Annotated in this window: 13 protein-coding genes; 8 read left to right on the plus strand and 5 right to left on the minus strand. The window is 58.5% G+C overall.

The genetic code is table 11. The features are described 5' to 3' along the window. Positions 1–25: 25 nt before the first annotated feature. From AC07VO_RS16160 to recX, 3 genes are all read left to right on the plus strand, one after another. Positions 26–526: a CinA family protein gene (locus AC07VO_RS16160; protein WP_019647843.1), complete on the plus strand. Its 501-nt coding sequence runs from the start codon at positions 26–28 to the stop codon at positions 524–526. Positions 527–609: 83 nt separating this feature from the next. Continuing rightward, entirely contained in the window at positions 610–1,662 is a 1,053-nt protein-coding gene (gene recA / locus AC07VO_RS16165) for a recombinase RecA (protein ID WP_007940559.1), read from the plus strand. An 8-nt stretch (positions 1,663–1,670) separates the two neighbouring features. Beyond that, complete coding sequence (gene recX, locus AC07VO_RS16170) at positions 1,671–2,138, plus strand: recombination regulator RecX (RefSeq protein ID WP_026286484.1); 468 nt, start codon at positions 1,671–1,673, stop codon at positions 2,136–2,138. 42 nt (positions 2,139–2,180) lie between these two features. Here recX and AC07VO_RS16175 read toward each other — a convergent pair whose 3' ends face one another. Beyond that, positions 2,181–3,299, minus strand: a complete 1,119-nt coding sequence (locus tag AC07VO_RS16175; RefSeq protein WP_064619979.1) for an LOG family protein — start codon at positions 3,297–3,299, stop codon at positions 2,181–2,183. Positions 3,300–3,790: 491 nt separating this feature from the next. Between AC07VO_RS16175 and AC07VO_RS16180 the strand changes: the two genes are divergently transcribed. Continuing rightward, positions 3,791–3,985, plus strand: coding sequence for a hypothetical protein (locus AC07VO_RS16180; RefSeq protein ID WP_018926957.1), 195 nt, complete (start codon positions 3,791–3,793; stop codon positions 3,983–3,985). Here AC07VO_RS16180 and AC07VO_RS16185 read toward each other — a convergent pair whose 3' ends face one another. Next, on the minus strand, positions 3,986–4,411 hold the full coding sequence (locus AC07VO_RS16185) for a PA3611 family quorum-sensing-regulated virulence factor (RefSeq protein ID WP_018926956.1): 426 nt from the start codon (positions 4,409–4,411) through the stop codon (positions 3,986–3,988). Between the two features lie 190 nt (positions 4,412–4,601). On the opposite strand from AC07VO_RS16185, the gene AC07VO_RS16190 reads away from it, so the two are divergent. From AC07VO_RS16190 to AC07VO_RS16200, 3 genes are all read left to right on the plus strand, one after another. Next, positions 4,602–5,360, plus strand: coding sequence for a tRNA-uridine aminocarboxypropyltransferase (locus AC07VO_RS16190; RefSeq protein ID WP_018926955.1), 759 nt, complete (start codon positions 4,602–4,604; stop codon positions 5,358–5,360). 209 nt (positions 5,361–5,569) lie between these two features. Further along, positions 5,570–6,220: a response regulator transcription factor ErdR gene (gene erdR, locus AC07VO_RS16195; RefSeq protein ID WP_018926954.1), complete on the plus strand. Its 651-nt coding sequence runs from the start codon at positions 5,570–5,572 to the stop codon at positions 6,218–6,220. 75 nt (positions 6,221–6,295) lie between these two features. Continuing rightward, positions 6,296–6,658, plus strand: coding sequence for a diacylglycerol kinase (locus tag AC07VO_RS16200; protein WP_018926953.1), 363 nt, complete (start codon positions 6,296–6,298; stop codon positions 6,656–6,658). On the opposite strand, the gene AC07VO_RS16205 is transcribed toward AC07VO_RS16200, so the two are convergent. Then, complete coding sequence (locus tag AC07VO_RS16205) at positions 6,655–7,581, minus strand: LysR family transcriptional regulator (RefSeq protein ID WP_018926952.1); 927 nt, start codon at positions 7,579–7,581, stop codon at positions 6,655–6,657. The two genes, AC07VO_RS16200 and AC07VO_RS16205, sit on opposite strands and share 4 nt — an antisense overlap. A gap of 122 nt (positions 7,582–7,703) precedes the next feature. Between AC07VO_RS16205 and fpr the strand changes: the two genes are divergently transcribed. Then, on the plus strand, positions 7,704–8,483 hold the full coding sequence (fpr, locus tag AC07VO_RS16210; RefSeq protein ID WP_002554680.1) for a ferredoxin-NADP reductase: 780 nt from the start codon (positions 7,704–7,706) through the stop codon (positions 8,481–8,483). A gap of 149 nt (positions 8,484–8,632) precedes the next feature. Here fpr and tsaA read toward each other — a convergent pair whose 3' ends face one another. Beyond that, positions 8,633–9,331 carry a tRNA (N6-threonylcarbamoyladenosine(37)-N6)-methyltransferase TrmO gene (gene tsaA, locus AC07VO_RS16215; protein ID WP_086944779.1) on the minus strand — a complete coding sequence of 233 codons (699 nt, stop codon included), beginning with the start codon at positions 9,329–9,331 and terminating at the stop codon, positions 8,633–8,635. Positions 9,332–9,516: 185 nt separating this feature from the next. After that, on the minus strand, positions 9,517–10,287 hold the full coding sequence (locus tag AC07VO_RS16220; RefSeq protein ID WP_086944780.1) for an SDR family oxidoreductase: 771 nt from the start codon (positions 10,285–10,287) through the stop codon (positions 9,517–9,519). Positions 10,288–10,444: the final 157 nt, after the last annotated feature.

A 10,444-nucleotide genomic window follows, 5' to 3' on the forward strand; every position in this document is an offset into this window, starting at 1 on the left:
CATTCCGCTCGATCAGGAGAGAGCCGTGAAAGAGATCACTCATCTGGCCGATCTACTCGGCAGACGCTTGCAGCTTCTCAATGCCCACGTCACTGCCGCCGAGTCCTGCACCGGCGGTGGGATCAGCGAGGCGATCACCCGCATTCCGGGGAGCTCGGCGTGGTTCGAGGCCGGTTATGTTACCTACTCAAACCGTCAGAAAACCCAGCAATTGAATGTTCCGGCCGAGTTGTTTTCAACCGTCGGGGCGGTCAGTCGCGAGGTGGTCGAGGCCATGGTCCGGGGTGCACAGGAAAAAAGCCGGGCGCGTTTTGCCGTGGCGGTCAGCGGTGTGGCGGGGCCGGATGGCGGTTCGCCGAACAAGCCCGTGGGCACGGTGTGGCTGGCCTGGGGCGTCGGTGAGCAGGTGTTCAGCGAGGTCCAGCACTTTGCCGGTAACCGCGACGAGGTCCGCCGACAAACGGTGAAGGCCGCGCTAGAGGGGCTGCTGCGGCATACCGCTGGAGAAATCTCAAATCAGGGGTAGGCGATCCTGAAACGCTGTGGAATAATACTGGCTACTTATACAGGTGTTGGCCGTCAGGCCTTATTGATTACGTGAGGACTTTAATGGACGACAACAAGAAGAAAGCCTTGGCTGCGGCCCTGGGTCAGATCGAACGTCAATTCGGCAAGGGTGCCGTAATGCGTATGGGCGATCAGGACCGTCAGGCGATCCCGGCCATTTCCACTGGCTCTCTGGGTCTGGACATCGCGCTCGGCATTGGCGGCCTGCCAAAAGGCCGTATCGTTGAAATCTACGGTCCTGAATCCTCCGGTAAAACCACCCTGACATTGTCGGTGATCGCCCAGGCTCAAAAAGCCGGCGCGACCTGCGCATTCGTCGACGCCGAACACGCTCTCGACCCTGAGTACGCCGGCAAACTGGGCGTCAACGTCGACGACCTGCTGGTTTCCCAGCCGGACACCGGCGAGCAGGCCCTGGAAATCACCGACATGCTGGTGCGTTCCAACGCCGTTGACGTGATCATCGTCGACTCCGTGGCCGCTCTGGTGCCAAAGGCTGAAATCGAAGGCGAAATGGGCGACATGCACGTGGGCCTGCAAGCCCGTCTGATGTCCCAGGCGCTGCGTAAAATCACCGGTAACATCAAGAACGCCAACTGCCTGGTGATCTTCATCAACCAGATCCGCATGAAAATCGGCGTGATGTTCGGCAGCCCGGAAACCACCACCGGTGGTAACGCGCTGAAGTTCTACGCATCGGTTCGTCTGGACATCCGTCGTACTGGCGCGGTGAAAGAAGGTGATGAAGTCGTCGGTAGTGAAACCCGCGTCAAAGTCGTGAAGAACAAGGTGGCTTCGCCGTTCCGTCAGGCCGAGTTCCAGATTCTTTACGGCAAGGGCATCTACCTCAACGGTGAGATGATCGACCTGGGTGTGCTGCACGGTTTCGTCGAGAAGTCCGGTGCCTGGTATGCCTACAACGGCACCAAGATCGGTCAGGGCAAGGCCAACTCGGCCAAGTTCCTGGCAGACAATCCGGAAATCGCCGCGACTCTCGAGAAGCAGCTGCGCGACAAGCTGCTGACCCCGGCACCGGACGTCAAGGCTTCGGCCGTCAGAGAGACCGAAGACGACCTGGCTGACGCTGATATCTGATCGATCCGATGACCGCCGTACTCGATACACTCGTCGCGGTTCGGCGAACCGCAATGGACCTGCTCGCGCGACGCGAGCACGGTCGAGTCGAGCTGACGCGTAAACTGCGTCAGCGCGGCGCCCCCCCTGAAATGATCGACACAGCACTTGACCGCTTGACGGAAGAGGGGCTGTTGTCCGAATCCCGCTACCTCGAAAGCTTCGTTTCCTATCGTGCCCGTTCCGGTTATGGCCCTTTGCGAATTCGCGAAGAGCTGAGCCAGCGCGGCCTGCAACGTACCGACATTGAGCTCGCCTTGCGCGAGAGTGGTATCGATTGGCAGGAACAACTGGAAGACACCTGGCGGCGCAAATTTTCCGGGCATTTACCGATAGACGCTCGGGAGCGTGCCAAACAGGGCAGGTTCCTGAGTTATCGGGGATACTCCATGGAAATGATCAGCCGCTTGTTCAGCGGCCGAGGGATGGACGATTGACTGAAACGGCTCGCTATTTCGATAGCGGGCCGTTTTTTTGCATCACGTTACCTTGGACGGTTGCCGTATGCGTTGTTGCGCCTGGGGTTTGGACTGGGTCCAGTTTTCCGGCAGGTTGATGTAATCCACCAATTCCCGCAGACGGCCATGATCACGAGCGTTGAAGGTGAAGGACAAGCGCGCCAGATGGCTGAACTGCGCTTCGTCGTGCTCCTCGCCACTGTAGGCATGCTGATGGAAATGATCGCTCAGGCACAGGTCGGCGAATGCCTCCTGCATGTGTTCAAGCGCCCGGTCGCTGAGTGTGTGGTTCATGCGAATCACGAACTGATGCTTGAGCCAGCGGCTGGAGTGGAAATTGCTGTAGAACTGGTTGATCTGCTCGACGGCCTCTTCGGCGCTATAGACCAGGCTCAGCAGCTTCATGTCGGTCGGCAGGATGTAGCGATTTTCCTCCAGTTGATGGTGAATGAAGTCCAGCGCGCCTTGCCAGAACTTGCCGCCCGGCGCATCCAGTAGCACGACAGGCACCAGCGGGCTTTTACCGGTCTGGATCAGGGTCAGTACTTCCAGCGCTTCATCCAGCGTGCCAAATCCCCCTGGGCACAGGACCAGCGCGTCGGCTTCCTTGACGAAGAACAGCTTGCGGGTAAAGAAAAAGTGGAAGGGCAGCAAGTTGGCGGTGCCATTGACCGTGGGGTTGGCATGCTGCTCGAAGGGCAGGGTGATATTGAATCCCAGGCTGTGTTCCAGGCCGGCACCTTCATGGGCTGCCGCCATGATGCCGCCGCCGGCGCCGGTGATGACCATCATGTCCGAGCGCGCCAGAGCGGCTCCCAGTTCTCGGGCCAGGCCATAAAGCGGGTGTTCTATCGGCGTGCGGGCCGAGCCGAAAACGGTGACTTTACGTCGACCCTTGAACTGCTCCAGCACACGAAAAGCATGCTCGAGTTCACGCAGGGTTTGCAGGGTGATCTTGGCATTCCAGCGGTTGTGATCTTCCTGGGCCATGCGTAGCACGGTCAGGATCATGTCGCGGTAAATCGGGATGTTGGGGCTGTTGGGTGAAACCAGGTTGAGTTGTTCTTCGACCTTGCTGGTGAGGTCGTGGCCGCTTTCTTGAAAATGACGGCTCAGTAGGTCATTCGGTTGGTAAGGCATTCAACTTCTCCTTCTGCACAGAACCCTCGGCCCCGACAAAACAATTGTCGGCGCCGCGACACCCCTTGTGTCGCTGTCTGCCCAAGCCCATGCCTGGGCGCTCTACTTGACTCGGTTGCAATCGAGCCATCCATACGGGCTCTGCTTATCCCTTGAATGAAAGAAACGTTCGCACAATAAGACACCGTAATGGGCAGCCCCTTTTCTGCCCTTAAAAAAACAACATGAACACTTTGAATTTAGACCCTCGCAACGATTTTCGCTGGCTTGATCATTGCGCCGCAAAGTCTTTCCTGGCAACCGCTTATTGACGATTTACAAGGTGCTTTCACCGCTCGTCTGAACGCAAGCCGCATGTCTCGCGCTCTGATTTACTAAGTTACAGGCGTGACACGACAACTTTGCGTCAACGGCAGGACGCGACGTTCAAGCAATTCAGGGATTTATCGCGTGATCAACGGCGATCAATGCATGCAGGGAGGCGGGAAACCATGCCCAGAGTGACTCTGGAGATCGATGCGCAACTGTATCGATTGCTGAAAGCATCGGCCGAGACCCATCATTTGAGTCTCGAAGAAGAGTGCTGTCGACGTCTGGAGGGTGGGGAGCGACGTTCGCGTTACTTGCAGGCGCTGTTGGCAGAGCTGCGCGCCGAGGATGAACAGCGGCGCGCCAATGCCAGGTAATTATTTCTTCTTCGCGGGAGTCTCTTTCGGGCAGTCCGAGTCCTGGAAGCTGGCGGAGCCGACCGGACGGTTGGTCTTCACCTCGGTGAAGTCGTAACGCATGATCGCGCCCTTGGCCATCAGCTTGCGGAACCCTGGGTTTCTGCATACGGAGGCGCCAAGCTGGAAGTACACCGCTTTGGGATCGGCGCGCATTTTTTCGGCGTGGCTGCTTTGCACGCTCAAGTGGTTGATCAGCACTTTTCCTTCGGCAGTGTAGCCCTGATCAAGAATGTCTTCGTTGATCGCCCGTGGAGTGCCAACGCTGCTTTGTACGGCGACGTTTCGCAGCTCTCTGTTGAGATTCTGCTCACTCAAGGATGCAGCCTGAGCGCTAAAGGACGACGCCAGCAAAATGGCAGCGGTGGGAACGATAAGGCGCAGCATGAAACTCTCCTGGTTCAGTGACTGGTGGTTCGACCAGGCACATGACTGTGCGTTCAGTGGCGGCGAATTATAGGGGAGGAGGTCTGAGCGGTACAGGCTTGCACCGGCTGCTCTGATAAACTGCCGCGACTTTTTTGCCCTTGCGAGTGTTTTTCGTGTCGATTTTCCATCCACTACGGTGCTGCCTGCGATGAACCCTGTCACCCCGCGCTTTGCCGCAAACGCCGTCGCCCGCTTGCGCGATCAGCGAGAGGAGGAGGGCATCAAGCCGATTCAGGCCCGTGGCTGGAGAGCGCCGCGATGCCGTGATTGCCGCGTGATTGAAAGTCATTGCCTGTGTGCCTGGCGCCCGTCGGTCGAGGCCCGCTCGGGCGTGTGCCTGATCATGACCAACAAAGAAGTATTCAAGCCAAGTAACACCGGTTGGCTGATCGCTGATGTGGTGCGCGACAATCATGCATTCATCTGGTCGCGTACCGAGACTGATGAGCAACTGCTGGCGCTGTTGGCCGATCCGCAATGGCAACCGTACCTGGTGTTTCCGGGCGAATACGTCGAACCCGAGCGAGTTACCCACAGTGTCGCGGTCGATAGCACCAAGCGCCCGCTGTTCATTCTGCTGGACGCCACCTGGACCGAAGCCCGGAAGATCTTTCGCAAGAGCCCGTATTTTGATCGCTTGCCGATCTTGAGCCTGCTGCCCGAAAAACTGTCACGTTATCGACTGCGCCGCTCCACCCGTAGTGAACATTTATGCACCGCTGAAGTGGCTGCACTGTGTCTCGATCTGGCCGGTGATACCGAGGCTGCGTCAGCGCTGGACGCTTATTTTGACGTGTTCAGTCAGCATTATCTGGATGCGAAAAAACAGCTGGACATGAACCTCGCCACACCGGCCCACGCCGAGCTGATGCGGTTTGTTCATAACGACGTCCCCGCCATGTTCTGATTGTCGCCCATACTGCAAAGAACTGTACCGGTTATGTATCTTGACCACCCCGGTTTCGCTGGGCATGCTTGGCGCCGATTGGGGCGCGGCCATCGTTTGATACGCCGTATTTTTACGTGAATAGCCATGTGATTGGCGTTGAACGTGCCCTGTTGGTGCATCTGCGTGGCTGCACCTGGAGTTGTTTGAAAAACAGGATCATTTGAAAAATGGCCACATACGAAATCCTGATTGCCGATGACCACCCTCTTTTTCGTAGTGCCTTGCATCAAGCATTGACCCTGGGCCTGGGCCCGGATGTCCGGCTGGTGGAAGTGGCGAGCATTGCCGAGCTGGAAAGTCGTCTGACCGAAAAGGCCGATTGGGACCTGGTGTTGCTGGACCTGAACATGCCAGGGGCCTACGGTTTTTCCGGGCTGGTGCTGTTGCGCGGTCAGTACCCGCAGATTCCAGTGGTGATGGTGTCGGCGCAGGAAGAAGCGTCGATCATGGTGAAGTCCCGTGAATTCGGCGCCAGCGGTTTCATTCCCAAGTCCAGTGACTTGAGTGTCATTCAAAAAGCCGTACGCGCGGTGCTCGATGGTGATGTTTTCTGGCCGCCCCAGGCCTTCGAAGCCGTCAGCGTTTCCGACGAAGCCAAGGCTGCCAGTGAAGGCCTGGCCAGCCTGACGCCCCAGCAGTTCCGGGTGTTGACCATGGTCTGTGAAGGTTTGCTGAACAAGCAGATTGCTTACGAATTGAGCGTTTCCGAAGCGACGATCAAGGCCCACGTCACCGCGATTTTCCGTAAGCTGAATGTACGGACCCGGACTCAGGCGGCGCTGCTCTTGCAACAACTTGAGTCAATTTCGAGCCACTAAGGTGTTATGTATTCACGCTTTTTTGACTTTGCTTAATCTAGCTTTCCCACTCCTTTTTGGTCAGTTGCTTACTCTATGTCACCTTTCAAAGGCCAGACCGGCCTAAAACGCATCCTCAACGCCTCCGGCTATTCCTTTGACGGCCTGCGCGCGGCCTTCACTGGCGAGGCGGCCTTCCGGCAACTGGTGTTGCTCAATGCCATCCTGATTCCGCTGTCGTTCTTCCTGAATGTCAGCCGTGTCGAGCAGGCGCTGCTGATTGCAGTCTGCCTGTTGGCGCTGATCGTCGAATTGCTCAACTCGGCGGTCGAAGCGGCCATCGACCGCATTTCCCTGGAGCGGCACCCACTGTCCAAGAACGCCAAGGACATGGGCAGCGCCGCTCAACTCGTAGCGTTGAGCATGATCGCGCTGGTGTGGGCGGTGATCCTGCTTTAAGCGATGGCAGGCAGAACGATCTCGTCGCTGCGCTGAACCCCGGCGGTGAAGGCGCGGCACAGTTCGAGGAACTCGCGCATCGCCGAGGTCTGATATTTCTGTTTGTGCCAGATGAAATAGAACTGCCGCGCCAGGTCCAGATCCGGTGTTTCTACCGGCACCAGGCTGCCACGGCGGAACGCATCGCGCAGCGCCAGGCGCGAAATGCAGCCAATCCCCAAACCCGATTCCACCGCGCGCTTGATCGCTTCGGTGTGTTCCAGTTCCAGGCGAATGTTCAGCGCGCTGCGGTGGTGACGCATGGCCTGGTCAAAGGTCAGCCGCGTGCCCGAGCCTTGTTCTCGGAGAATCCACGCCTCATGACTCAGCTCCTCCATGGTGGCAATACCGCGCTGAGCCAGCGGATGCTGGGGCGCGCAGAACACCACCAGTTCATCTTCGACCCAGCTCTGCACTTCGATGTCCGGATGGCTGCAGTCGCCTTCGATTAGACCCAGATCAATTTCATAGTGAGCCACCTGTTGCACGATGTTGGCGGTGTTCTGCACATGCAGCTTCACCTGGCTTTCCGGATGGCGCTGCATGAAGCTGCCGATCAGCAGGGTGGCCAGGTAATTGCCGATGGTCAGGGTCGCGCCGACCGCCAGGGAGCCGAAACCGGACTTGCCGTTGAGCAAGTCTTCGATTTCCTTGGCCTGATCGAGCAGGGCCACCGCTTGCGGCAATAGCTGTTTGCCGAGGGCGTTGAGGCTCAGCCGTTTGCCGGCGCGATCGAACAGCTGACAGCTGCACTGGCGCTCCAGCTCGGTGATCGAGGTGCTCGCCGCCGATTGCGAGAGGTTGAGCAGGCCCGCGGCACGGGATACGCTTTCCTGCTGGGCGACGGCGACGAATACTTGAAGTTGACGGAGAGTAAATCGCATATCGATATAACCGATAACCCTTATCTTAATAATCCATTTAACAGATATTGTCGCTGCCATTAGAATGCGATGCAATTGTGCACATCATTGGCGCAGGCAAAATCTCCAGGAGTCCCACGTACATGAGCAACATGAACCACGAGCGTGTCCTCAGTGTTCATCACTGGAACGACACTCTGTTCAGCTTCAAGTGCACCCGCGATCCGGGCCTGCGCTTCGAGAACGGTCAGTTCGTGATGATCGGCCTGCAACAGCCCAACGGCCGGCCGCTCATGCGCGCTTACTCGATTGCCAGCCCGAACTGGGAAGAGCATCTCGAGTTCTTCAGCATCAAAGTGCCTGATGGCCCGCTGACTTCCCAGTTGCAGCATCTGAAGGAAGGCGACGAGATCATCATCAGCAAGAAGCCTACCGGCACCCTGGTGCTGGATGACTTGAAGCCTGGCAAGCATTTGTACCTGCTCAGCACCGGTACCGGTCTGGCGCCGTTCATGAGCGTCATCCAGGACCCCGAAACCTACGAGCGTTTCGAAAAGGTGATCCTGTGCCACGGCGTGCGTTACGTCAACGAAGTCGCTTACCGCGAATTCATCACCGAGCACCTGCCGCAGAACGAGTTCTTCGGTGAGGCCCTGCGTGACAAGTTGATCTACTACCCGACCGTGACCCGCGAGCCGTTCGAAAACGAAGGCCGCCTGACCGACCTGATGCGCAGCGGCAAGCTGTTCAGCGACATCGGCCTGCCGCCGATCAACCCGCAGGACGACCGCGCCATGCTGTGCGGCAGCCCGAGCATGCTCGACGAGACCAGCGAAGTGTTGAACAGCTTCGGCCTGACTGTTTCGCCGCGGATGCGCGAGCCGGGTGATTACCTGATCGAGCGTGCGTTCGTCGAGAAGTGACCGAAGGTCACTTGTAGGAGCCGGCTTGCTGGCGATGGCAAACTTCAAAGCGCTATCGCCAGCAAGCCGGCTCCTACATTCAATGGCGTAGTGCACAGAAAAGCCCGCATGACCTGAGAAGGTCATGCGGGCTTTTTCGTTTCCGGGGTTCAGGCTTTTGCGGGAATGACTTCCAGGACGCGGATCACGCCCGTCTCAGGATAATGCCAGCGCACATCCAGATCCCAGAACTGCGCGCCGTATTCGCGCTCAGGCGTAGGAATCTGGTACGCCGGGCGTGGGTCTTGTGTCAGGCATTGCTCGATCAACTCGACCAGAGGTTCGCCAAGCCGCTGAGCGTGGCCGTGGGCCTGTTGCAGGGCCGAGTCCGTCCACTGCACGGGAATCAGCAGCGGCGGGGCGCTGGCGATGTCGTTGGACGCCGTGTCGATGATGTCGGCGTAGGGCACGTAAGGTTTGATGTCGAGAACTGGCGTGCCGTCCAGCAAGTCGATGCCGGAGATCCACAGTCGATTGGCTTCGACCTTGTCCAGTTTGACCACCGACTGGCCGATGCCGTTAGGACGATGCGTCGCGCGGGTGGCGAACACGCCCATGGATTTGTTACCGCCCAGACGCGGAGGGCGGACTTTGAGGCGTGGCTTTTCTTCCAGCGCTTGATGGAACAGGAACAGCAGCCACACATGGCTGACCTGCTCCAGCCCCTGCACCGCATCACCCTGATCAAACGGCGCCACCAGCTCCAGTACGCCCCGAGCGGCCGGGGCCAGTTGCGGTTGACGCGGAATGGCGAACTTCTCCTTGAAGCAGGAGCGCACGAAGCCGATGGGGGAAACGCTGTAGGTCATGGTCTGGGGTCGAGGCCGGGATTAGGGCGGCATGATAACCCGAGCGGCCTCGAGATCGGTGCTGCCTATTACTCCGTCATCGCGGGCAAGCCACGCTCCCACAAGGTTCTCGAGTGAACGCAAATGTTGTGTACGGCATAAAACCTGTGGGAGCGTGGCTTGCCCGCGATAGCCGCGCCGCCGATCTAGAGACTAAACCCGCCATCCAAAGGAATGACATTCCCGGTCATATACGCCCCGGCCGTACTCGCCAGGCTAATCGCCAGCGCCGCCATTTCTTCCTCCCGGCCCCAGCGCTTCATCGGAATCAACGCCGTGTCCTCGGCCAGCGCCTGCTCATCGTTGCCGATGTGCTGAGTCATCTTGCTCGGGAAACGTCCCGGTGCGATTACGTTGACGTTGATGTGCTGGCTCACCAACTCTCGCGCCAGAATCCGCGACAGTTGATGCAGGGCGGCTTTGCTCGGGCCGTAGGCATACGCCTGTTCGCCGAAGGAAGAAATCCCGGCCACCGAGCCAATGTTGATGATCCGTGCCGGATTCGCCGCCGAACCGGCCTTGCGCAGCAGCGGTAGAAATTGCTGGATGCAGTTGAACACCGAGGTGACGTTGAGCTGCATGACTTTTTCCCAGCCCTTGACCGGGTAACTCTCCAGCGGCGCACCCCAGGTGGTACCGGCATTGTTCACCAGAATATCCAGCTGACCGATCTGTTCGCTCAATTGCGCGGCCAGTTGCTGAACGCCTTCTTCATGCGCCAGGTTGGTGGCCACGGCGTGGCAAATCCCGAAGGCACTCAGCTCATCGGCAGTTTGCTGACAGGCTTCGGCATCCCGGGCGCACACGTACACGATGGCGCCGGCCTCGACATAAGCCTTGGCGATCATTTTGCCGATACCGCGGGTGCCGCCGGTCACCAGAGCGGTGCGGCCTTGCAGAGAGAAGTAGGGATGCATGGCGAGTCCTGAGAGCTGAGGGTCAATACACCCTAGTCTTCAGCCGCCGGAAGCGGAGCCACTATTTTTGCGCGGAATGAACATCTATACAGATTGGTCTGCGACCGCGCTTGTAGGAGCCGGCTTGCTGGCGATGGCGTTCTCAAGATCGCCATCG

Source organism: Pseudomonas sp. GW821-FHT03E01, assembly GCF_059420765.1.

Excerpts from the sequence above, each read along its gene's own strand:
- recA (WP_007940559.1), top strand. The coding sequence starts at position 610 with ATGGACGACAACAAGAAGAAAGCCTTGGCTGCGGCCCTGGGTCAGATC.
- recX (WP_026286484.1), top strand. The coding sequence starts at position 1,671 with ATGACCGCCGTACTCGATACACTCGTCGCGGTTCGGCGAACCGCAATG.
- AC07VO_RS16175 (WP_064619979.1), bottom strand. The coding sequence starts at position 3,299 with ATGCCTTACCAACCGAATGACCTACTGAGCCGTCATTTTCAAGAAAGC.
- AC07VO_RS16180 (WP_018926957.1), top strand. The coding sequence starts at position 3,791 with ATGCCCAGAGTGACTCTGGAGATCGATGCGCAACTGTATCGATTGCTG.
- AC07VO_RS16185 (WP_018926956.1), bottom strand. The coding sequence starts at position 4,411 with ATGCTGCGCCTTATCGTTCCCACCGCTGCCATTTTGCTGGCGTCGTCC.
- AC07VO_RS16190 (WP_018926955.1), top strand. The coding sequence starts at position 4,602 with ATGAACCCTGTCACCCCGCGCTTTGCCGCAAACGCCGTCGCCCGCTTG.
- erdR (WP_018926954.1), top strand. The coding sequence starts at position 5,570 with ATGGCCACATACGAAATCCTGATTGCCGATGACCACCCTCTTTTTCGT.
- AC07VO_RS16200 (WP_018926953.1), top strand. The coding sequence starts at position 6,296 with ATGTCACCTTTCAAAGGCCAGACCGGCCTAAAACGCATCCTCAACGCC.
- AC07VO_RS16205 (WP_018926952.1), bottom strand. The coding sequence starts at position 7,581 with ATGCGATTTACTCTCCGTCAACTTCAAGTATTCGTCGCCGTCGCCCAG.
- fpr (WP_002554680.1), top strand. The coding sequence starts at position 7,704 with ATGAGCAACATGAACCACGAGCGTGTCCTCAGTGTTCATCACTGGAAC.
- tsaA (WP_086944779.1), bottom strand. The coding sequence starts at position 9,331 with ATGACCTACAGCGTTTCCCCCATCGGCTTCGTGCGCTCCTGCTTCAAG.
- AC07VO_RS16220 (WP_086944780.1), bottom strand. The coding sequence starts at position 10,287 with ATGCATCCCTACTTCTCTCTGCAAGGCCGCACCGCTCTGGTGACCGGC.